The organism is Microbacterium sp. Y832, from assembly GCF_057669765.1.
In genome coordinates this window covers 348,383-370,306 of record NZ_JBYHFM010000003.1, presented here as the reverse complement: position 1 = coordinate 370,306, position 21,924 = coordinate 348,383, and the positions used below count along the sequence as shown (strand labels likewise).

Genomic DNA, 21,924 nt, shown 5'->3' with positions numbered 1-21,924 from the left:
GCGATGGTTTGTGTGTGTTGTACAGGCTGTCGATGCCCATCATGACGCCGATCGCCGGGCCGTGGGGCGCCGGCGCACGGAATCCGACCCGATCGAGCCGAGGATGAGCGACGTCTGCAGGATGAGCGCTTCGCGCGGTCCCGTGGCATCCCACCCGATCACTTCGGAGACGCGCTTGAGCCGATAGCGCACCGTATTGGGATGCACGAACAGCTCGCGCGCCGTCGCCTCGAGCGAGCGGCCGTTGTCGAGGTAGCTCCACAGGGTCGCCACGAGATCGGCGCTGTGCGCCTGCAGGGGCCGGTAGATGCGCTCGACGAGGGTGACCTTCGCGAGCGGGTCCCCCGCAAGGGCACGCTCGGGGAGCAGGTCGTCGGCCTCGACGGGTCGCGGCGCGTGGCGCCAGGCTCGCGCGACAGCGAATCCCGCGAGGGCGGCACGCGCGCTCTGGCCCGCATCGACGAGCGCCGGCACGGTACTCCCGAGCACGAGGTGCCCCGGACCGAAGCCCGGCTCGAGGCGTTTCGCGATCTCGATGAACGGCAGGTCCACGGGGACGTCCTCACGACCCGCGACATCGGCTCGTCCGATCACGAGCACGAGCCGTGACCCCTGCACACCGATCAGCACGTCGATGCCCAGCTTGCGTGCGACGCGCCGCAGCTGATCGACATCGAGCTGCGGCGGAGTCGTGCCCACGAGAACGGCGACCTCGCCGTGACCGTGCCAGCCGAGGGCAGCGATCCGGCTCGGCAGCTCGTCATCGGCTTCGCCCGTCAAGATCGAATCGACGACGAGCGCCTCAAGTCGGGCATCCCACAGTCCCCGGGCCTCGGCCGCGCGGGCGTACACGTCGGCGGCGGCGAAGGCGACATCGCGCGAGTAGAGCAGGATCGCCTCGCGCAGATGCTCGCCCCTGCCCGCGACACGCTCCTCTGTCACCCCGACCGTGACGCGGATCAGCTGCAGCGTCTGCTGGAGGCTGACGCTGCGCAGCAGCTCGCGCGGCGCGGCGGCGAAGATGTCGGCGGCGATCCAGGGCGTCGACGTCGGATCCTCGTACCACTGGATGAACGCCGTGATCCCGGCCTGCGCCACCAGGCCCACGGCAGACCGACGCGCGGGGGGCATGTCGGCGTACCAGGGCAGAGTGTCATCGAGGCGCTGGATCGTCGCTGTCGCGAGATCGCCCGAGATGCGCCGCAGCCACGCGAGCGTCTCGGTCTTGTCTCCTTCTGAGGATGCGGGCATCGCGCGGGTCAGCTCTCGCCACCCGCGTTTCCGCTCGTTCCCGCGTTGACATCGTTCAACCGGTACTTCTCGATCGCCTGCGCCGCGAGGGACACATCGACCGTGCCCTCGGCCGCAAGAGCCTGCAGCGTGCGGACGACCATCGACGGGCCGTCGATCTTGAAGAAGCGGCGCGCTGCCGCGCGGGTGTCCGAGAAGCCGAATCCGTCGGCGCCGAGCGTCCAGTAATTGTGCTCGACCCAGGGGCGAATCTGGTCCTGCACGGCGTTCATGAAGTCGCTCACGGCGACGACCGGGCCGGGCGTGCCGCGCAGCTTGTCGGTGATGTACGCCGTCTTCGGCTCGTCGGCGGGGTTCAGGAAGTTGTGCTCGTCGACGGCCAGGCCGTCGCGGCGCAGCTCGGTCCACGACGTGACCGACCAGACATCGGCGTGAACGCCCCAGTCCTTGCGCAGCAGTTCCTGCGCCTCGAGCGCCCACGGCACACCGACACCCGACGCGAGCAGCTGCGCGCGGGGTCCGTCGCCCTCGGACGACGAGATACGGTGGATGCCGCGGCGGATGCCTTCGACGTCTACATCCGCGGGCTCGGCGGGCTGCACGAGCGGCTCGTTGTACACCGTCATGTAGTACATGACGTTGGGATCCGGGTGCGTGCCGCCGTACATGCGCTCGAGTCCGTCACGCACGATGTGCGCGATCTCGTAGCCGTAGGCCGGGTCGTAGGACACCGTGGCGGGGTTCGTCGAAGCGAGCAGGTGCGAGTGGCCGTCGGCGTGCTGCAGGCCTTCACCCGTGAGGGTCGTCCGCCCCGCGGTCGCGCCGATGATGAAGCCGCGCGCCATCTGGTCGCCGGCCGCCCACTGCGCGTCGCCCGTGCGCTGGAAACCGAACATCGAGTAGAAGACGTAGACGGGGATGAGCGGCTCGCCGTGCGTCGAGTACGACGTGCCCGTCGCGGTGAACGCAGCCACCGCGCCGGCCTCGTTGATGCCGACGTGCATGATCTGCCCCTGCGGACTCTCCTTGTACGCCAGAAGCAGCTCGCGGTCGACCGAGGTGTAGTTCTGGCCGTGCGGGTTGTAGATCTTCGCCGTGGGGAAGTACGCGTCCATGCCGAACGTGCGGGCTTCGTCGGGGATGATCGGCACGATGCGGTGACCGAAGTCCTTCGAGCGCAGCAGGTCCTTCAGCAGACGGACGAACGCCATCGTCGTGGCGATCTCCTGCGTGCCGGAACCCTTCTTCGGCATCGCGTACGCCTCGTCACCGGGGAGGACGATGTCGACGTGATGCGAGCGGCGCTCGGGTAGGAATCCGCCGAGCGCACGGCGACGCTCGCGCAGGTACTGGATCGTCTCGTCCTTCTCACCGGGGTTGTAGTACGGCGGCAGGTACGGGTTCTCTTCGAGCTGCGCATCCGTGATCGGGATGCGCATCGAGTCGCGGAAGTGCTTGAGGTCGTCGAGGGTCATCTTCTTCATCTGGTGGGTCGCGTTCCGACCCTCGAAGTGATGACCGAGACCGTAGCCCTTGATCGTCTTGGCGAGGATGACGGTCGGCTGGCCCTTGTGCTCGGTCGCGGCCTTGTAGGCGGCGTACACCTTGCGGTAGTCCAGGCCACCGCGGCGCAGCTTGCCCCAGATGTCCTCGTCGGACCAGTCCTTCACCAGAGCGGCTGTGCGCTCGTCGCGGCCGAAGAAGTGGTCGCGGATGAAACCGCCGTCTTCTGCGCGGTAGGTCTGGTAATCGCCGTCAGGCGTCGTGTTCATGAGGCGCACGAGCGCGCCGTCGGCGTCCTGCGAGAGCAGTTCGTCCCATCCGCTGCCCCACACGACCTTGATGACGTTCCAGCCGGCGCCGCGGAAGAAGCTCTCGAGCTCCTGGATGATCTTGCCGTTTCCGCGGACGGGGCCGTCGAGGCGCTGCAAGTTGCAGTTCACGACGAACGTGAGGTTGTCGAGTCCTTCGTTCGCGGCGACCTGCAACTGGCCGCGGCTCTCGACCTCGTCCATCTCGCCGTCGCCCAGGAACGCCCACACGTGGGAGTCTCCGACGTCTTTGATGCCGCGGTTCGTCAGGTACTTGTTGGTCATCGCCTGGTAGATGGCGTTGATGGGGCCGAGCCCCATCGAGACCGTCGGGAACTGCCAGTAGTCGCCCATGAGCCGGGGGTGCGGGTAGGACGGGATGCCGTTCGGCGCCTGAGACTTCTCCTGGCGGAACCCGTCGAGCTGGGCCTCGGTGAGGCGTCCTTCGAGGAACGAGCGCGCATAGATGCCGGGCGAGGCGTGACCCTGGATAAAGATCTGGTCGCCACCGCTGGGGTGGTCGAGGCCGCGGAAGAAGTGGTTGAACCCGACTTCATACAGCGAGGCCGAAGACGCGTAGGTCGAGATGTGGCCGCCGACGCCGATGCCGGGGCGCTGCGCACGGTGCACCGTGACAGCGGCGTTCCAGCGGATCCACCGGCGATAGCGCCGCTCGAGCTCTTCGTCACCGGGGAACTCCGGTTCGTTGTCCGGCGCGATCGTGTTGATGTAGTCGGTCGTAGGGACCTGCGGCACATTGAGCTGCAGTTCTCGCGACGTTTGCAGCAGGCTCAGCATGATCTCGCGGCCGCGGCCGTGACCCTTTGCCTGAACGAGCTGCTGCAGGGACTCCTGCCACTCCGACGTTTCTTCAGGGTCGCTGTCCAGCGGCTCCTGAGAGTAGGGATCCTGGTCGTTGACAGTCACGCGAGACCTTTCGTCGTTCTGGCAGGTCATGCCAGGTATTCGCTACCGATGGACGCACGACGTTGTCGGTCGTGCACAATCACCGTCCGCCAGCCTAGCGCGGTTGGGGGTGCACTGAGCCGGGATGCACGCACCGTAGAATCGTCCGTCGAGGGCCTTTAGCTCAGCTGGTAGAGCGCCACGTTTACACCGTGGATGTCGTCGGTTCGATCCCGGCAGGGCCCACCGAACCATCGGGCGGTGTCGCCTGTCCCGCAGGGACGTATTCCGCGAAGAGCACCACCGGATTGCGCTCCCGCTCGCGGAGGCCGGAACGCTTTTACGGGCGGATGAGGACTTTGAGTGCTTCGCGGGAGTCCATGAGACGGTACGCCTCGGCGATCTCAGAGAGTGGCAGTTCGCGATCGAAAACCTTGCCGGGCGCGATCGTCCCGTCCAGGACCTGCGGCAAGGCGGCCTCGATGTACGCGCGGACGGTCGCCGGCCCGCCGGTCAGGGTCGCGTTCTTGCCGAACAGCGACCCGAAGCCGATGGGCGCCTCCTCGTACTGAGGGACGCCGACACGAGAGATCGTTCCGCCAGGGCGCACGATGCCGTAAGCCTGCTCGTACGCGAGCAAATGCCCGACAGCTTCGAGCACGACAGGCGCACCCTCCCCACCGGTGATCTCGAGCACCCTCTGGATACCTGTGTCGCCGCGTTCGGACACGATGTGAGTAGCGCCGAACTCGCGACCGAGGGCGGTTCGATCCTCGTGGCGTCCCATCAGGATGATCGTGTCGGCACCGAGCTGGCGGGAGGCGAGCACGGCGGATAGTCCGACGGCGCCGTCGCCGATGACGACGACGATCTTTCCTGCCCGGACTCCACCTTTGTGAGCGGCGTGGTAACCGGTGAGGTAGACGTCCGAGAGCGTCAGGAGCGACGGCATGAGCGCCTCATCCGTCCCCTCCGGGATGACAACGGCGGTGCCGTCTGCTTGGGGCACCAGAAGCTTCTCGCCCTGGCTCGCGGAGGCTGCGCCGTCGAAGAACCCGCCGTGCACGCACGACGTCGTCACGCCGTCGCGGCAGAATACGCAGGTGTTGTCGCACCAGGCGAACGGGATGATCACGGTGTCTCCGATGGAGAGGCGTTCGACATCGGCGCCGATCTGCTCCACGACGCCGATCGCCTCGTGTCCCATCCGGCGTCCTTCGGGGGTCTCGTCGAGAGAGCGGTAGGGGTGCAGGTCGGAGCCGCACACGCACGTGTAGGTCACCCGGATGATCGCGTCCGTGGGGTTCTGGACGGTGGGCTCGGGGACATCTTCAATGCGGACGTCGCCGGCCTTGTACATCACGGTTGCTCGCATGAGCGCCCCTCTCTTGTCGGTGCTGCGGTGCTTCGGTTGGAGCGATCGCGTGCTCAATGGCTGCTGTGAACCGCTCGGAAGGGTTCTTCACCGTGCGGGTTGTGGGGACGGTGCGCATGATCGTCCTTTCTCCTTCGCTCGATGGGGAATGTTCGCTGGTCGTGCACCCGCGAGAGCGATAAGCAGCGCGAGGGGGAACAGTCCCGCAGGGATGAGCCGTGCGATAGCTACAACGCGAGTGAACTCGATCAAGGCCGGACGGGGGAGTGTCTTGCGAAAGGTGTACTGACCGTGCATCCCTCACTCAGATAGACCGTCGCCGACGTCATTCCCACGCCGGTTCTGAGATGATGCGGCCATGGATGACGAGTTCGAAGAGCTGCGTTCGAGGATCGAACCGGTGCTGCGCGATCGTGACCTCGTGGCGCTGGGCGGGATGCTTGCGGAACAGGATGCCCACGAGATCGCGCGCCTGCTCGAACGCGAAGACGCCGCCGACCGCGCGGTGCTCTATCGCCTGCTGCCCCGCGCGAAGGCGCTCGAGGTCTTCGAGCTACTCGACAACGGCATCCGTGCCGAGCTCTTTCGGGGGCTCCGCGACGAAGACGTCGCGCGCGTCTTCGAAGAACTCGACCCCGATGACCGGGCGCAGCTCATCGACGAGCTCCCCGCGGGCGTCGCGCAGAAGCTCATGAGCGGACTGTCGGCGCGCGAGCGGGAGCTCACGGCCCCCATGCTCGGCTACCCGAGAGGCAGCATCGGTCGCTTCATGAGCACCGAGTACGTGCGCCTGCAGCCCCAGCTCACGGTCGGTGACGCGTTGAGCCACATCCAGCACCGCGGCCGCGACGCCGAGACCGTCTACACCCTGCCCGTCACCGACACGCAGCGGCGCGTACTCGGGGTCGTGGGTCTGCGAGATCTCGTGATGGGCCCATCCGACACGCTCATCGCCGACCTCATGACGGATGCCCGTCACGTGCACGCGAGCGACGAGGCCGAGATCGCGGCGCGTACGCTCGTCGACGCGCAACTGCTCGCCGCGCCGGTCGTCGACGGTGAAGACCGGCTCCTCGGCATCCTCACGGTCGATGACGCGGCGCGCATCCTCGAGCGGGCAGAAGACGAGGATGCCGCACGCCAAGGGGCCTCCGAACCTCTCGGTCGCCCGTACCTCACGACACCCGTGCTCGGTATCGTGCGCTCACGCGTCGTGTGGCTTCTCGCCCTGGCGGTGTCGGCGCTGCTGACGGTCGGCGTGATCGACGTCTTCGAAGCGACGCTCGAGCAGGTCGTGACGCTCGCCCTGTTCATCCCGCTGCTCACCGGCACCGCCGGGAACACGGGCGCCCAGGCGGCGACCACGGTCACGCGCGCCCTCGCCGTCGGCGAAGTGTCCACGAGAGACGTGCTCGCCGTCGCCTGGCGCGAAGTGCGGGTCGGTGCGCTGCTGGGCGGCATGCTCGGGGTGCTCGGCTTCGCGATCGCAGGTCTCGTCTTCGGGATGCCCCTCGGCCTCGTGATCGGCTCGACGCTGTTCGCGATCTGCACCCTCGCGGCCACCGTCGGGGGGATCATGCCGATGCTTGCGCGCACGCTACGTGCCGATCCCGCCGTCTTCAGCACGCCGTTCATCTCGACGTTCTGCGATGCGACGAGCCTCATCATCTACTTCGGCGTCGCAACCTGGGTGCTGCAGCTCTGACCCGCGAGGCTCCGCGCCCGGCGGGGTAGGTTTGAGGGGTGAATGCCAGCCCCGCAGACCAGCGTCGCCTCTTGGACCTCGCCGACCTCGACGTCCGCATCCGTCAGTTCGAGAACGCCCGACGCAATCCTCCGCAGGCGGCGCGCGTGAAGGAACTGCTCGCGCGTCGGCAGGAGCTGTCGCGCGAGCTCACATCGCGTCTCGGAGTGCGCGACGACGTGCGCACCGAGATCTCGCGTCTCGAGTCCGACATCGCCGTCGTCGATGCCCGTGCGGCGCGCGACGCCGAGCGGCTCGCGGCCACCTCGAACGTGAAAGAGGCGCAGGGCTTCGAGAGCGAGATGCAGTCGCTCGCTCGCCGCAAGAGCGAGCTCGAAGACGCCGAACTCGAAGCCATGGAGCGACTCGAACAAGCCGAAGCAGCCGTCGCCGAGCAGGAGGGCCTCATCGCGGCGACCAACGCCGAGGGCACTGAGCTGAGCGCCGAGGCCAAGCGCGTGGTCGCCGAGGCGACGGCAGCGCTCGAGGCTGCGACCCGCGATCGCGCGGCGGTCGCCCACGATGTTCCCGCTGACCTGCTCGCTCACTACGAACGGATCGCGACGCGCGGCGTCGGCGCGGCGCTCATGCGTGCGCGCACGTGCGAAGGGTGCCGCATGGTTCTCTCGGGCACCGATCTGCAGACGCTGCGCTCCGCCGCCGATGATGTCGTCCTCACCTGCCCCGAGTGCGGCTGCATCCTCGTGCGCACGGAGGAATCCGGTCTGTGAGCTGTGACGGGCGCTGACGCCCCCGCCTGGATCGTCGTCGGCCGCGCGGGCGACGACGTCGGAATCGTCACGCTCGACATCGAGGGAAGAGAGCTCGAGCGGCTCAGCCTCGACCGCTCCGACCTGAGCCCATGGATCACGGCTCAGGAACACCTCGGGCATCCGCGCTGGGTGTGGAGCGACACCCCGGCCTGGTACTCACCGCTCCTCGAGAACGGCGTGCGCGTCGAACGCTGTCACGACCTGCGACTGTGCCGTGCGATCCTGCGCGACAGCGAACTGGTCACGGATGCCGCTCTGCGCGCCCCGTCGGCCTGGGACGCCGCCCCGGCGCCGGTCGATGACACACCGGCGCTCTTCGACTTCGTCGATACCGCGTCATCGGCCCTGCCGGACCGGCTCGACGCGTCGCGCGACGAGCTGTTGCGCCAGCGTGCCGCGATCGCGACCTCCACCGACCCCGCGCGCCTGCGCCTGCTGACAGCTGCCGAGTCGGCCGGGGCGCTCATCGCGGTCGAGCTGCGCACCGCGGGCGTTCCGTGGGATGCAGTGGGGCACGACCGCATCCTGACGGCGGTGCTCGGCGCTCGCCCCGCGAGCGGGGGAACACCCGCGCTCGTCGTGCAGGCCGCGCAGCGGGTGCGCGACGCTCTCGGCGACCCGCACGCGAACCTCGACTCGCACCCGAAGCTGCTGCGCGCTCTTCACCGCGCCGGTGTACTCGTCACATCGACGAGTCGCTGGGAGCTGGCGGAGCACACACATCCCGTGATCGAACCGCTGCTGGAGTACAAGAAGCTCACCCGGCTACTGTCTGCCAACGGCTGGGCGTGGCTCGACGAATGGGTCACTGACGGCCGTTTCCGGCCCGTCTATGTGCCCGGGGGAGTCGTGACGGGCCGGTGGGCGTCATCGGGCGGGGGAGCATTGCAGCTGCCGCGGCAGCTACGCCCCGCGGTGCGCGCGGATCCGGGCTGGAAGCTCGTCGTGGCCGACGTCGCGCAGCTCGAGCCGCGAGTGCTCGCAGCCATGTCCCGCGACACCGCTCTGGCAGCGGCGGCGAACGGGCGCGATCTCTACGAGGGCATCGTCCAGGGTGGCGCCGTGCCGACTCGCGCCGAAGCGAAGCTCGCCGTCCTGGGCGCGATGTACGGCGCGACGACGGGGGACTCGGGCCGTCTCGTGCCGCGGCTGCGGCGCACGTACCCGCGAGCGATGGGGCTCGTCGACGCGGCGGCGGCGACGGGAGAGCAGGGCGGCGTCGTGTCGACGTGGCTCGGTCGCACGTCACCGCGGCCCTCGACGGAGTGGACCGCTGCGCAAGCGCGCGCGAGCGACACCGGTGCGTCGACCGGCGAGGAGTCGCACGCTCGCCGAGCGGCGCGCGATCGCGGGCGCTTCACGCGCAACTTCATCGTTCAGGGAACGGCGGCAGAGTGGGCGCTGGCCTGGCTCGCCGAGATTCGGCGGCGCCTCGCGGCGATGCCGTTGACGACGGATGCCGCGGCGTCACGGTCCGGCGCCGTGTTCGAGCGGGCACCGCATCTGGCCTTCTTTCTGCACGACGAGGTCATCGTGCACGCGCCCGCAGCGATGGTCGATGATGTCGCCGAAGCGGTCACGGATGCCGCAGCGGCAGCGACCCGGCACCTTTTCGGAGATTTTCCGCTGGATTTCCCGCTCGACCTGCGCATCGCCGACACGGCTGAGGAGTAAGCCCGATCAGCCGCAGGCCGTCGGTCCGATCTCGACCTGGGGCGTGGTGAGCAGCGGAGTGTGCAGCACGACGAGGTCGGCGACGTCGTCGTGCGGCATGAAGAAGTGGAAGGAGAGCCGGCTGGACTCGCCGGGGGCGAGATCGACACGCGCAGCACTCGTCGGCCGTCCGTCGTCGACGGCTGTCGCGCCGGCGTACGGCTCGCCGTCGACGAGCACGGCGCCCACCGACCCCGCCGTCGGCCCTACAGCCGCCACATTCGTCGCGATGTCCCCGGGCGCCACTCCGTAGTAGCCGCCGCCCGTGACGCTCATCGGGAGCAACGCGGCATCAGCCCGCGCGGTGCTCGTGAGGGTGACGGTGACCGCGACCTCGGTCTGTCCGTCCGCGCGGCACGAGACGACCTCGGCGGTGATCGCGGCGTCAAGGAATCCGCCCATCTTGGCGCCGGTGGCGTCGTTCAGATACACCGCGAACGCGCCGTCGCCTGCGACATCCTGTCGTGCCGCCGGGCCGCCCAGTGCGCTCGAAGCGAAGATCTCGTTCGCGTTCTCGTCGGCTTCCCACACCGCGATGCGACCCTCCTGCACCGGCACCGCCATAGCCCCGATGAGCGCGACCAGATCGACGCCCCCGCCGGCGACGCGATCGAAGACCGCGTCGGTCACCGACGCGAAGAGCGAGGTCTGCTGTTCGATCGACAGTGTGCGGTAGGCATCGAACAGGAGGGTGTCCAGGAGACCGTCAGCATCCAACTGCTCGCCTGTGGCCAGCTCGATGGGCCCCGTGACGGTGAGGAGCGCCTGCAGCACCATCGGATCGATCGAGACGACCGTATCGGGCACGCGCCCGGTCAGCTCCTGCCACCATGCCGTCGCGAGTGCGCCGGTGGTGGCGAAGTCCGCCGGCATGGACATGTTCTGGGCGAAGCGTCCGACGACGTCGGAGTAGACGGTCGTGAGGCCCTCGGGCAGGTCGATAATCGCGTCAGCCCGCGCTGCGAAGTCAGCCGACTCGGCTTGACTCACCAACGTCAGCTCTCCCTCGAGAGCGCGGATCTCGGCGAAGGACCCCGTGATGCCGCCACCCGTGCGCAACTCGGCGGGGTTCTGGATCATGACCAGGATCGTGCGTTCGCCTTCCCCGCCGAGCATCGCGGGCAGCACAGCGCTCGCTCGAGCCGCCGTGGCGATCAAGGGGGCGGCTTGACTCACGACACCGTCGAGCCGGGCGACTCCGTCGGCGACGGGCGGAAGAAGTGCGTCGGCGTCGAAGGCTCCGAGCCGGTGGGCGGCCCGGACGAACACGGCATCGGCGTCCGAGAGCACGTCGGCAGCGCTCGACAAGGCCGCGGGCGAGACGAGCGCACCGGTGTGCGGCTCGTCCAGCGAACGCGCGACTCCCGTCAGACGGGGGAGCACCTCGGCGATCGTGGCGAGCTCGCTGCCGGCGGTCCGCACGGCGACGAGATTCTGTCCCCCGAAAGGCATCCACTCGGCGGCGCGCCAAAGCGGGTCGTTCTCGAGGACGGCGATGTCGGACGCATGGTCCTCGAGCGCGACGGAGAGCTCGTCGATCCGGTCCAGGTCACCTGCCGCTGCGGCATCCTGCATCTGCTGCGCGAGCGGCATGATCTCGTCGACGGCGGACTTCGCCAGCACTGCCCGCGCGCCGACCCAGGCCAGGGCCACGATGAGAACGGCGAGGATCAGGAGGAACCACAGACGCGCCCGGGGACGCCGCGTACGGCGGGTCGTCCCCGGGTGCGTCTCGGCAGTCGCCACTAAGCGCGGCGGCGGCGCTGCACGAGCATGAAGCCCACGCCGGCGAGCAGAACGACTGCACCGGCCAGCGCGATCGGAAGAACCGCGGCGTCCATTCCCGTCAGAGGAAGTGACGAAGGCGCGCCATCGGCACCGGCGGGACCGTCGGTGAGGGGCAGCGACAGGCACTCGGGGCTCTCGAGCGGGTACGACAGCGGCGTCGCGATCTCTTCTGCGCCGGCGCGAATCGTGGCGTGGATGTCACCGAGCGTCCAGGCGTACGGGCCGGTGGCGACACCGGAGCCGTCTGCGGACGCACCAGGCCACAGGACGCGGCCGTTCAGACGGTTGTCGACCAGCGTGCCGAGCGGAACATCGACGCTGTTCATGCCGTCTGTCAGGTGCAGCACGGCAGGGATGTCGGCCGCGACGCCGTCGGGATCAGACCGCAGGACGGAATAGCTGATCCACGGAACACTCTGCAGGCAGTCGCCCATGACTGTGCTGCCCGCAAGCGACGGCGCGTCAGGAGTCCCGGGCGGGTAGTCGCCGATCTCGACATTGATCTGAACCGACGGCGGCTGTACTTCGGATTCGTCGGCTGTGGCCGCGAGCGGTGTGGCGATGATGAGTGTCGCTGCGGCCATTGCAGCGAGCATGATTTTTCGCATAGTTGTTTTTGCCTCCCTGAAGACTGTACAACCGCGGCACGTTCCCAGTGCGCACCGTGGCTGGTCACACGCTAACGCTTTTCCGCACATTCTCTCGGACGTTCCGCAAATACGGGTAAAGTCGTCGCAGCGAATGGGTCGGCTGGACGGTCGCGTCGCGCACGGTTCACCGTGTAGCGCCGAGGAACGTCCGGGCTCCACAGGGCAGGGCGGTGGATAACACCCACCCGGAGTGATCCGCGAGACAGTGCCACAGAAAGCAGACCGCCTCCTGGTCCTGAGCGTGTCTCAGGACCGGGCGGTAAGGGTGAAAGGGTGGAGTAAGAGACCACCGGGTTCGCGGTGACGCGAATCGCACGGTAAACCTCGCCCGGAGCAAGGTCATACAGGGGATGATGACGCGGCCCGCCGAGTCCCCGGGTAGACCGCTAGAGCGGCACGGCAACGTGTCGCCGAGAGAGATGACCGTCCACGGGGCTCACGCCCCCGGACAGAACCCGGCGTACAGGCCGGCCCATTCGCCTCCACGCCCGCCGCTCGCCGCGGCCTCGTCAGCCCAGCGCGAGCGCGGCTGCGCCGATGATGCCCGCGTTGTTGCGGTGCACCGCAGGCACGATCGGTGTAGCGATGTCCAGCAGCGGCAAGAACGAAGCGGCGTGCTTGGACACGCCTCCGCCCACGATGAACAGGTCGGGGCTGAAGAGTGACTCGATGTAGCTGTAGTACCACTGCAGCCGGCTCGCCCACTCCTGCCAGCTCAGGTTGCCGCGCTCCATCGCCGAGTAGGCCGCGTAGGCCTCGGCGTCCTTCCCGTGCTTCGCGCGCTGCACGTGGCCCAGCTCCGAGTTCGGCACGAGCACGCCGTCGTGGATCAGCGCGCTGCCGATCCCGGTGCCGAGCGTCGTAAGGATCGTCAGCCCGTCGCGCCCCTTCGCCGCGCCGTAGCGCAGCTCTGCGACGCCGGCGACGTCGGCGTCGTTGGCGAAGTGGATCTCGCGACCGAGTCCGTCCTCGAAGAACTTCTCGGCCTCGAACCCGATCCATGCGTCGGACACATTGGCCGCCGACAGCGTGCGCCCCTTCTTCACGATCGCGGGGAACGCGATCCCGAGCGCCACACCCTGATCGCTGATCCCGAGCCGGTCGAGCACGGTGCGGACGGCGGCGAGCACGTCACCGGGTTCGGCTCCGGCGGGAGTGGCCACTTTGATGCGCTCGCTCGCGAGTGCTCCCCGATCGAGATCGACCACACCGGCCTTGATCCCGGTGCCGCCGATGTCCACGCCGACGGCCCGGGTCGCGAGTTCTGCCATACCTGCCAGCCTATCCAGCAGCATCCGTCGCATCAGTAGGATCAACCCAGGCGGATCCGTCCACACACGCCCGGGAATCCGGGCGCGACCGCCGCATGGGAGGAGTCACGGTGTCCAGCGAGAACGAGAAGTACTGGTACAACCTCACGACGGGCGAAGTGGAGAAGGGCTTCGAGTCTCCTGCGATCGACCGGGCAGGCCCTTTCGACACCGCCGAAGAGGCCGCACGGGCACCCGAAATCCTGCGTGAGCGTTCGCGCGCGTGGTCCGAGGATGAAGCCCGCGAGGACCGCTGGGGCTCCGCACAGAGCGGCTCCTCCGAGGACACCGGCAAGTGACGTTGGACAAGCAGCGCGATTTCGTCCTGCGGACGATCGAGGAGCGCGGCGTCAAGTTCGTCCGCCTGTGGTTCACCGACGTGATCGGCACCCTCAAATCGGTCGCGATCGCCCCTGCCGAGGTCGAAGGAGCCTTCACGGAAGGCCTCGGGTTCGACGGGTCGGCCATCGAAGGCCTCACTCGCTCGTACGAGTCTGATCTCTTGGCGCATCCCGATCCCTCGACATTCCAGACGTTGCCCTGGCGCGGCGAGATCGACCCCACCGGGCGGATGTTCTGCGACATCACGACTCCCGACGGCCAGCCCGCCGTCGCGGATCCTCGACACGTCCTCAAGCGGGCGCTCGCGAAGGCCGCCGATGCGGGCTTCACGTTCTACACGCACCCCGAGATCGAGTTCTACCTCCTGAAGTCCTCGTCCTTCGGCCCCGAAGGACCTGTTCCCGTCGACTCGGCGGGCTACTTCGACAACGTCCCCGGCGGCACGGCGCACGATTTCCGCCGCCGCTCGGTGCGGATGCTCGAAGATCTCGGCATCTCGGTCGAGTTCAGCCACCACGAGGGCGGTCCCGGCCAGAACGAGATCGATCTGCGCTATGCCGACGCCCTCGCGACGGCTGACAACATCATGACCTTCCGCACTGTCGTAAAAGAGGTCGCGATCGAGCAGGGCGTCTATGCAACGTTCATGCCGAAGCCCCTCGGCGGCAAGCCCGGCAGCGGCATGCACACGCACATGTCGCTGTTCGAGGGCGACCAGAACGCCTTCTACGAAGAAGGCGCGCAGTACCAGCTCTCGCAGGTGGGCCGCCAGTTCATCGCCGGCCTGCTACGGCACGCCAACGAGATCTCGGCGGTGACCAACCAGTTCGTGAACTCCTACAAGCGACTGTGGGGGGGCGACGAAGCGCCGAGCTTCATCTGCTGGGGTCACAACAACCGGTCGGCACTCGTGCGGGTGCCGATGTACAAGCCGAACAAGGGTCAGTCCTCGCGCGTCGAGTATCGCGCGCTCGATTCGGCGGCCAACCCCTACCTCGCGTACGCGCTGCTGCTCGCCGCGGGCCTCAAGGGCATCGAAGAGGGATACGACCTTCCCCCCGAGGCCGAAGACAACGTGTGGTCGCTGACGGACGCCGAGCGACGCGCGCTCGGCTACGCACCGCTGCCGCAGAGTCTCGACCACGCCCTCAGCTACATGGAGGAGTCCGAGCTCGTCGCCGAGACGCTCGGCGAGCAGGTGTTCACCTACGTGCTGCTCAACAAGCGCAAGGAGTGGCAGGAGTACCGCGCTCAGGTGACGCCGTTCGAGCTCACGAACAACCTCGAGATGCTCTGACCGGTCCCGCATGTCCGCGAGCCCACGCACATCGTCACTGACCGCTCTCGCCCGGCAGGGCTTCTCTCGGCTCGCCGAGACGGATGCGCTGCTGCGTGAGCTGCAGGAGGAGACGGGCCTCACGCGCGATGACCTCACCTCGGCGGCGTCCGTCGCCGCCGATCCGGATGCCGCGCTGGCGGCGATCGCGCGCATCGGGCGCCGTGACCCCGATTCGGTGCGCGCGCTCATCGTCGATGAGCCCGGCTGGCGTGCCCTCTGGGCCGTGGTGGGGGCTTCCACGGGTTTCGGGGACTTCTTCTTCCGGCATCCCGAAGAGATCCTCCACCTCGCCGGAGGGGCGTCCACGCTGCCGACGGCAGAAGAGCTGCGCGCCGACCTGCTCGATTCCGTGGGCGACGTCGACGGCTTCGCGTCCGACGGAGACGAGGCATCCTGGGTCGCGCTGCGCGTGCGCTATCGCCGCCAGCTCGCCCGGATCGCCGCGTTCGATCTACTCAACGACAGCCCCGTCGATGCACTCCCTGCGGTTGCGGCGACTCTGGCGGATGCCGCGGGGGCAGCGCTCGAAGCGTCGCTCTCGGTCGCCCGCACGCGGATCTCGACGGGCGTCGCCGGCGCCGGGCTGTTTCCGCGCGAGCAGGTCGCCGGGACGGCGCTCGCGATCATCGGTATGGGCAAGGCCGGGGCGCGCGAACTGAACTACGTGAGCGATGTCGACGTCATCTTCGTCGGCGGTGCCGACGACAAGACGCTCGCCGAGGCGGGGGAGAGCCGGGTCGTCGACATCGCGACGCGGCTGGCCCTGCAGACGATGCGCGGCGTCTCGGGCTCCGAGATGGAGCCGCCCCTGTGGGATGTCGATGCCAATCTGCGCCCCGAGGGCAAGCAGGGAGCGCTCGTGCGCACGCTCGACTCGCACCTGTCGTACTACGACCGCTGGGCGAAGAGCTGGGAGTTCCAGGCGCTCCTGAAGGCACGCCCGCTTGCGGGCGACGCGGCGCTCGGTCAGGCATACGTCGACGCAGTGCTGCCGAAAGTGTGGACGAGCGCGGCGCGCGAGAACTTCGTCGACAGCGTGCAGCGCATGCGCGAGCGGGTGACCGAACACATCCCGCCCGCCGAGGTTCCGTACCAGCTCAAGCTCGGGCCCGGTGGCATCCGCGATATCGAGTTCACGGTGCAGCTGCTGCAGCTCGTGCACGGGCTCGCCGACGACCGCATCCGTCAGCGCGGCACGCTGGCGGCACTGGATGCGCTCGTCGCTGAGGGGTACATCGGCCGGGCCGAGGCCGGCGCGTTCTCTCGCGACTACCGCGAGCTGCGCCTGCTCGAGCACCGTGTGCAGCTGCGCCAGCTGAGTCGCACGCACCTCATGCCCGCCGACCCCGATGACCTGCGCGTCCTGGCTCGATCGTCGGGTCTGGCCACGAGCGGTCAAGCATTGTGGAAGCGGTGGGAGGCCATCAAGCGCGAAGTGCGCGACATCCACGTGCGGCTGTTCTACCGACCTCTGCTTTCAGCGGTTGCCGCGCTGCCGGCAGACGAGCGGATGCTGCCCGACGAAGGGCGAGCACTCTCGATCTCGCAGGCGCACGACCGTCTCGCGGCGATCGGCTTCGCCGACCCCGCGAGTGCCCTGCGCCACATCACGGCGCTCACGAGCGGGCTCAGCCGCAAGGCGACGATCCAGCGCCACCTCATGCCCGTCATGATCCGCTGGTTCGCCGATGGTGTCGATCCCGACTACGGCCTGCTCGCGTTCCGACGTCTGAGCGAGCGGCTCGGGTCGACGCACTGGTTCCTGCGGATGCTGCGCGACTCCTCGGGCGCGGCTGAGCACCTCACGCACGTGCTCTCGGGCTCGCGCTACGTGGCCGACCTCATGGAGTGGATACCGGAGTCCGCCGCGTGGCTGGACGACGCCGCCCTGCTGCGGCCGCGCTCGGCAGAGGTGCTCTTCGAAGAGGCGCGGGCAATCCAGACGCGACACGGCACGATCGCCGCTGCGATGCGCGCCGTTCGTGCGCTGCGCCGCCGCGAGTTGCTTCGCATCGCAATGGGCGCCCTCCGCGCCGAGTCCGACGTCGCCGATGTCGCCGCGGCGCTCACGAACATCACCGACGTGACGATTCAGGCGACACTGCGCGCCGTCCGCCGCGAGATCGTCCCCGAAGAGGACGACGCGTTCGAGTTCGCCGTCATCGGCATGGGACGATTCGGCGGGGGCGAGCTCGGCTTCGGCTCGGACGCCGACATCCTGTACGTGTACCGCCCCAACGGCATCGACCCGCAACGTGCTCAGTCGCTGGCGGTGCGGATCGTCAATGCGCTGCGTGAGCACTCCGAGGACCACCGCATGCCGCTCGACCTCGACGCGGGCCTGCGCCCGGAGGGACGCAAGGGCCCGGTCGCGCGCTCGCTCGATTCGTACGCCGAGTACTACCGGCGCTGGTCCTTGTCGTGGGAGGCCCAGGCGCTCCTGCGGGCGCGCGGCGTGGCAGGGAGCCCCGCCCTGCTGGCGGACTTCATGGCATTGGCCGACGACATCCGGTATCCGGCATCCGTGGACCCGCAGGGATTGCGTGAGATCAAACGGATCAAAGCCCGCGTCGAAAGCGAACGACTGCCTCAGGGTGCCGACCCCGCGCGGCATCTCAAGCTCGGACCCGGCTCGCTCAGCGACGTCGAGTGGCTCGTGCAGCTGCTGCAGCTCGAACACGCGCATGCCGTCCCCGGCATGCGGACGACGTCGACGCTCGGGGCGCTCTCCGCGGCTCAAGAGGCCGGCTTGGTGAGCACGGTCGCCGCAGAACGGCTCACGGCCGCATGGGTCTTGGCGAGCCGCTTGCGCTCGGCGAACACCCTGCTGTCAGGCCACACGAGCGACTTGCTCCCGACCGACCGCAAGAAGCTCGACGGGATCGGTCGTCTGCTCGGCTACCCGCCGCGCGCGGCGACCGAGGTCGAAGAGGACTACCTCGGCGTGACGCGCCGGGCGCGCCGAGTGTTCGAGAAGCTCTTCTACGGCTGATCCGACGCCGTGAGCTCAGCGAGCCACGCGATCGTCGCATCGAGAGCCTGCTGCGCCTCGGGCCTGTCGAGATGGAACTGGTACTCGTGGGGGAGCGCGGGCGTGTGATCGGCCGGCCAGAACAGCTCGGTGACCTCGACGCCGGCATCCTGCAGCGCCGTGGACATGGGGATGGACTGCAGCCAGGTGAGTCCGTCTCCGTTGCCTCCGCTGATGTACGTCGGCGGAAAACCTTCCGTGACGAAGTCGATCGTCGACATCGTGGCTCCCTCATAGGTCGCCGACCAGCCCTTCGTGCCGGTGTACGCCCACAGCGAGACCTGCAGGCCCCACGCCATCAGGCCCTCGAGTTCCGCCATGGCGGGCATGTCGTACACGCCGCAGTTGAGGATGATCCCGATCAGCTGCGACGCGTCGAGCGAGGGCTCGATGCCCAGCAGGTGGGCATAGCGTTCGTTCGTCGTGAGCGTCGCGAGCTGGCTCGCGAGCTGGGCGCCGGCGGAGTCGCCGGCCAAGATGATGCGGTCGGGATCGATCCGCAGCTCGGCCGCATTCTCGTCGAGGTAGGCGAGCGCGTCGTTGAGTTGTCGCACGGCCGTGGGGTAGGTCTGCTCGGGACCGAGCCCGTAGTTCAGGCCGACGGCCGTGTAGCCCGCGTCGGCAAGGATCCGCAGGTACGGATCGACGTTCGCCGATGACCCCGAGATCCACGCGCCGCCGTGCACCCAGACGATCGTCGGCAGCGTCTCGCCCTCTTCTGCGACGGTGAACACGTCGAGCGTCGTCGTCTCATCGCCCGGCGTGCCATACGGGATGTCGAGAGTCTCATCCACCGGCCCTGCGGGCTGGTGACGTTCCATCTCGGCTGCCGCCGCCGTGCCGCCGCGCTCGAACACCGCGCGGATCAGCATCGCCGACGGCCACGGCGTGATCGCGCCGACGATGCCGATGACGACGGCGATGCCGACGATGACGGAGACGATCACCAGCACGATGCGTCGGCCCCGCCGGCGTGAATGCTTCGGGGCAGCGGCACCATCTGTCATCGTTCCTCCGGAGTCGGCTCTGGCAAGTCTGGCAGAACCGAACGCACGAAACCCGCCTCCCCGTCCGTGTCGTGCGGGGAGGCGGGTTCGTTAGCGACGATCAGACGCCGAAGTACAGCTCGAACTCGAACGGGTGCGGTCGCGCGTTGATCGGACGGATCTCGTTCTCGATCTTGTACTCGATCCACGTCTCGATCAGTTCGGGCGTGAACACGTTGCCGCGCAGCAGGAACTCGTGGTCGGCGCGCAGCGCCTCGAGCGAGTCGAGCAGCGAGTTCGGAACCTGCGGGATGTTGACGGCCTCCTCGGGGGGCAGCTCGTACAGGTCCTTGTCGACGGGCTCGTGGGGCTCGATCCGGTTCAGGATGCCGTCCAGGCCGGCCATCAGCTGCGCTGCGAAGGCGAGGTACGGGTTGCCCGAAGCGTCGGGAGCGCGGAACTCGATGCGCTTGGCCTTGGGGTTGCTGCCCGTGATCGGGATGCGGACGGCAGCCGAGCGGTTGCCGGCCGAGTAGACCAGGTTCACGGGGGCCTCGTAGCCCTTGACCAGACGCTTGTAGGAGTTCAGCGTCGGGTTGGTGAAGGCGAGGACGGCCGGAGCGTGGGCCAGCAGACCGCCGATGTACCAGCGGGCGACGTCCGAGAGACCCGCGTAGCCCTTCTCGTCGTAGAACAGGGGCTTGCCCTCGAGCCACAGCGACTGGTGCGTGTGCATGCCCGAGCCGTTGTCACCGAACAGCGGCTTGGGCATGAAGGTCGCGACCTTACCCCACTCGAGCGCGGTGTTCTTGACGATGTACTTGAACTTCAGGATGTCGTCCGCCGCGTGGACCATCGTGTCGAAGCGGTAGTTGATCTCGGCCTGGCCGCCCGTGCCGACCTCGTGGTGCGAACGCTCCAGGTGCAGGCCCGCGTCGATGAGGCGCAGGCTGATGTCGTCGCGCAGATCGGCCTGCTTGTCGACGGGGGAGACGGGGAAGTAGCCGCCCTTGTAGGTCGTCTTGTTGGCGAGGTTGCCGCCCTCTTCGACGCGGCCCGTGTTCCACGCACCTTCTTCGGAATCGACGAAGTAGAAGCTCTGGTTCGGCGTCACGTCGTAGCGCACGTCGTCGAAGATGTAGAACTCGGCCTCGGGCGCGAAGAACGCCGTGTCCGCGATCCCGGTCGATGCGAGGTACTTCTCGGCCTTCTTGGCGACCTGACGCGGGTCCTTCGAGTACACCTCTCCCGTGCGCGGGTTGTAGATGTCGAAGATCATGATCAGGGTCTTCGCTTCACGGAAGGGGTCGACGTAGGCGGTCGAAACGTCGGGGATGAGCTGCATGTCCGACTCGTGGATGTTGGCGAAGCCGCGGATCGACGATCCGTCGAACAGCTGCCCCTCCGTGAAGAACTCCTCATCCACCGTCGAAGCAGGGATGTTGAAGTGCTGCTGAACACCCGGAAGATCCGTGAAACGGATGTCGAGGAACTTGATGTCCTCATCCTTGATGTACGACAGGACCTCAGATGGTTCTTTGAACATTGATGCTCCAGAGTTAGGGCTTCGTCTCGTGCCGCGAACGGGCCGGGCACGTCTGGCACGGTACCCCTCAGGGGTTGCCCTGCCATGACACCTTTGTTTCCGGCATGTTACGCGGTGCTCGGTAGGCTGGGGGAATGCCCGACGCACTTCCTGCCACTTCGTACCCCGGTGAAAGGCTCGGCCTTCCCGCATCCGGCCGGGGCAGCATCGCCAAACTCGGGCGCCGCACACTCGCCCTTCTGATCGACTACCTCACGGCGACGGTCATCGCGATTGCGTTCTTCGGATACGACCAGTTCGCACTGCCCGCCGAGGCGGGACTGACGATGTTCACGCCCATGATCGTGTTCGCCGCGGTGCAGCTGCTGTTCATCCCGACGATCGGCGGGAGCCCCGGGCACCGCCTGATGGGCATGCGTCTTCAACTTGCCACCGGCGGCTGGACGGGACTGTGGCGTCCCATCGTGCGCACGCTGCTTCTGCTGCTGGTCATCCCGGCGGCGATCTGGGATGCCGACAACCGTGGTCTGCACGACAAGGCAGCCGGGACGGTGCTCGTCCGCGCCTGACCCTGACCCGTCAGCGAGGACGCGGTGCGCGGGCCTTCGTGGGGTCGATGCCCTTGGGGATCGGCAGCGAAGCGAGCGACTGCGACACCGAGTCGACACGCTTCACGACGGCGGCCATGGTCGCCCGGTCGATCGACTTCGGAAGCGACTTGATGGTCGGCGCGAGCTTGCTGATCGGAATCTCGTCCTCGCCGTGTCCGACGTAGAGAACCGTGATCGGCACGCCCGAGGCCACACGCTGCACCTTCATGCGCTCGTCGTTGACGAGGCGGGTGAGACGGCCGCGCGCACCTTCGCCGACGATGACGACACCACCGCGGCCGATCGCGCGGTAGACCGCCTCCTGCGTCTTCGGGTTCACACCGACAGGCATCTCGCTGCCCTGCCACTTTCGCCCGAGCGACGTCGAGAGCACGTGGCCTGCGGCCCCCGGCATCCCGTCGAGTCGCGTGTACATCGCGCGGGTCGACAGACGGGTCATCGCCATGAGCGAACCCAGGATGCCGAACATGAGTCCCGTGACGCCCCAGAGGATGACACTCCAGATCGCCACCGGGGGGATCAGAAGTCCGACGGTGACGCCGAGCCCGATTCCCACCAGCAAAATGCCGATGAGGAGGAACGGAAGCCACCGGAACGCCTTCTGCGTGAAGACGTAAAGGGTGCGGATCTGCGAAAAGAAGCCGGGGCGCTTCTCGGGAGCGGTACTGCGGGCCATGACACCCAGCCTACCTTTTCTGCTCCTGCGACCGTTCCTCCCCAAACCGATCCATCGGCACTTCGTCCGCCG

Annotated in this window: 16 protein-coding genes, 1 tRNA gene and 1 other RNA gene; 9 read left to right on the top strand and 9 right to left on the bottom strand. The window is 67.9% G+C overall.

Features of this window, described 5'->3' with window-relative positions:
- Positions 1-39: 39 nt before the first annotated feature.
- Positions 40-1,251, bottom strand: a complete 1,212-nt coding sequence (locus AC25YV_RS07415; protein WP_488123193.1) for a PucR family transcriptional regulator — start codon at positions 1,249-1,251, stop codon at positions 40-42.
- An 8-nt stretch (positions 1,252-1,259) separates the two neighbouring features.
- Positions 1,260-3,989, bottom strand: coding sequence for a pyruvate dehydrogenase (acetyl-transferring), homodimeric type (aceE, locus tag AC25YV_RS07410; RefSeq protein WP_488123192.1), 2,730 nt, complete (start codon positions 3,987-3,989; stop codon positions 1,260-1,262).
- A 152-nt stretch (positions 3,990-4,141) separates the two neighbouring features.
- Between aceE and AC25YV_RS07405 the strand changes: the two genes are divergently transcribed.
- A tRNA-Val gene (locus AC25YV_RS07405) sits at positions 4,142-4,214 on the top strand.
- A 94-nt stretch (positions 4,215-4,308) separates the two neighbouring features.
- Here AC25YV_RS07405 and AC25YV_RS07400 read toward each other — a convergent pair.
- Positions 4,309-5,343 carry a zinc-binding dehydrogenase gene (locus AC25YV_RS07400; protein WP_488123191.1) on the bottom strand — a complete coding sequence of 345 codons (1,035 nt, stop codon included), beginning with the start codon at positions 5,341-5,343 and terminating at the stop codon, positions 4,309-4,311.
- A gap of 358 nt (positions 5,344-5,701) precedes the next feature.
- Between AC25YV_RS07400 and mgtE the strand changes: the two genes are divergently transcribed.
- Genes mgtE through AC25YV_RS07385 form a run of 3 tightly spaced genes read left to right on the top strand, consistent with a single transcriptional unit; the run spans position 5,702 to position 9,534 of the window.
- The gene (gene mgtE, locus AC25YV_RS07395) at positions 5,702-7,048 is read left to right on the top strand and encodes a magnesium transporter (protein WP_488123190.1); all 1,347 of its coding nucleotides are present in this window, start codon (positions 5,702-5,704) and stop codon (positions 7,046-7,048) included.
- A 38-nt stretch (positions 7,049-7,086) separates the two neighbouring features.
- On the top strand, positions 7,087-7,818 hold the full coding sequence (locus AC25YV_RS07390; protein WP_488123189.1) for a zinc ribbon domain-containing protein: 732 nt from the start codon (positions 7,087-7,089) through the stop codon (positions 7,816-7,818).
- Between the two features lie 3 nt (positions 7,819-7,821).
- On the top strand, positions 7,822-9,534 hold the full coding sequence (locus tag AC25YV_RS07385) for a bifunctional 3'-5' exonuclease/DNA polymerase (protein WP_488123188.1): 1,713 nt from the start codon (positions 7,822-7,824) through the stop codon (positions 9,532-9,534).
- A gap of 6 nt (positions 9,535-9,540) precedes the next feature.
- Here AC25YV_RS07385 and AC25YV_RS07380 read toward each other — a convergent pair whose 3' ends face one another.
- Together AC25YV_RS07380 and AC25YV_RS07375 are read right to left on the bottom strand one after the other, a co-directional pair.
- Entirely contained in the window at positions 9,541-11,319 is a 1,779-nt protein-coding gene (locus AC25YV_RS07380) for a DUF4012 domain-containing protein (protein WP_488123187.1), read from the bottom strand.
- Entirely contained in the window at positions 11,319-11,957 is a 639-nt protein-coding gene (locus AC25YV_RS07375; RefSeq protein ID WP_488123186.1) for an LPXTG cell wall anchor domain-containing protein, read from the bottom strand. Before AC25YV_RS07375 ends, AC25YV_RS07380 begins: the two co-directional genes overlap by 1 nt.
- Positions 11,958-12,103: 146 nt before the next feature.
- Between AC25YV_RS07375 and rnpB the strand changes: the two genes are divergently transcribed.
- An RNA gene (gene rnpB / locus AC25YV_RS07370) (RNase P RNA component class A) lies at positions 12,104-12,490 on the top strand.
- 30 nt (positions 12,491-12,520) lie between these two features.
- Here the strand turns inward: rnpB and ppgK are convergent.
- Positions 12,521-13,282: a polyphosphate--glucose phosphotransferase gene (gene ppgK, locus AC25YV_RS07365; protein WP_488123185.1), complete on the bottom strand. Its 762-nt coding sequence runs from the start codon at positions 13,280-13,282 to the stop codon at positions 12,521-12,523.
- A 110-nt stretch (positions 13,283-13,392) separates the two neighbouring features.
- On the opposite strand from ppgK, the gene AC25YV_RS07360 reads away from it, so the two are divergent.
- The 3 genes from AC25YV_RS07360 to AC25YV_RS07350 are packed head-to-tail and all read left to right on the top strand — an operon-like array spanning position 13,393 to position 17,994.
- Entirely contained in the window at positions 13,393-13,620 is a 228-nt protein-coding gene (locus AC25YV_RS07360) for an SPOR domain-containing protein (protein ID WP_488123184.1), read from the top strand.
- A gap of 2 nt (positions 13,621-13,622) precedes the next feature.
- A complete protein-coding gene (gene glnA, locus AC25YV_RS07355) occupies positions 13,623-14,960 on the top strand; it encodes a type I glutamate--ammonia ligase (protein ID WP_488123432.1) in 1,338 nt (445 codons plus the stop codon).
- A gap of 10 nt (positions 14,961-14,970) precedes the next feature.
- Complete coding sequence (locus AC25YV_RS07350; RefSeq protein WP_488123183.1) at positions 14,971-17,994, top strand: bifunctional [glutamine synthetase] adenylyltransferase/[glutamine synthetase]-adenylyl-L-tyrosine phosphorylase; 3,024 nt, start codon at positions 14,971-14,973, stop codon at positions 17,992-17,994.
- Here the strand turns inward: AC25YV_RS07350 and AC25YV_RS07345 are convergent.
- Complete coding sequence (locus AC25YV_RS07345; RefSeq protein ID WP_488123182.1) at positions 17,985-18,980, bottom strand: alpha/beta hydrolase; 996 nt, start codon at positions 18,978-18,980, stop codon at positions 17,985-17,987. The genes AC25YV_RS07350 and AC25YV_RS07345 overlap by 10 nt on opposite strands.
- 160 nt (positions 18,981-19,140) lie before the next feature.
- Positions 19,141-20,565, bottom strand: a complete 1,425-nt coding sequence (gene glnA / locus AC25YV_RS07340) for a type I glutamate--ammonia ligase (RefSeq protein WP_488123181.1) — start codon at positions 20,563-20,565, stop codon at positions 19,141-19,143.
- Between the two features lie 134 nt (positions 20,566-20,699).
- Here glnA (AC25YV_RS07340) and AC25YV_RS07335 point away from each other — a divergent pair, with 134 nt between their 5' ends.
- A complete protein-coding gene (locus tag AC25YV_RS07335; RefSeq protein WP_488123180.1) occupies positions 20,700-21,134 on the top strand; it encodes an RDD family protein in 435 nt (144 codons plus the stop codon).
- Positions 21,135-21,144: 10 nt separating this feature from the next.
- Here the strand turns inward: AC25YV_RS07335 and AC25YV_RS07330 are convergent, their stop codons facing one another.
- Positions 21,145-21,852 (bottom strand): DUF4191 domain-containing protein, encoded by a 708-nt coding sequence (locus AC25YV_RS07330; protein WP_488123179.1) that lies wholly within the window; start codon positions 21,850-21,852, stop codon positions 21,145-21,147.
- Positions 21,853-21,924 lie beyond the last annotated feature (72 nt).

Coding starts and splice junctions, on each gene's coding strand:
- AC25YV_RS07330 (WP_488123179.1), bottom strand. CDS start 21,852: ATGGCCCGCAGTACCGCTCCCGAGAAGCGCCCCGGCTTCTTTTCGCAG.
- AC25YV_RS07350 (WP_488123183.1), top strand. CDS start 14,971: ATGTCCGCGAGCCCACGCACATCGTCACTGACCGCTCTCGCCCGGCAG.
- ppgK (WP_488123185.1), bottom strand. CDS start 13,282: ATGGCAGAACTCGCGACCCGGGCCGTCGGCGTGGACATCGGCGGCACC.
- AC25YV_RS07415 (WP_488123193.1), bottom strand. CDS start 1,251: ATGCCCGCATCCTCAGAAGGAGACAAGACCGAGACGCTCGCGTGGCTG.
- mgtE (WP_488123190.1), top strand. CDS start 5,702: ATGGATGACGAGTTCGAAGAGCTGCGTTCGAGGATCGAACCGGTGCTG.
- AC25YV_RS07375 (WP_488123186.1), bottom strand. CDS start 11,957: ATGCTCGCTGCAATGGCCGCAGCGACACTCATCATCGCCACACCGCTC.
- AC25YV_RS07335 (WP_488123180.1), top strand. CDS start 20,700: ATGCCCGACGCACTTCCTGCCACTTCGTACCCCGGTGAAAGGCTCGGC.
- glnA (WP_488123181.1), bottom strand. CDS start 20,565: ATGTTCAAAGAACCATCTGAGGTCCTGTCGTACATCAAGGATGAGGAC.
- AC25YV_RS07400 (WP_488123191.1), bottom strand. CDS start 5,343: ATGCGAGCAACCGTGATGTACAAGGCCGGCGACGTCCGCATTGAAGAT.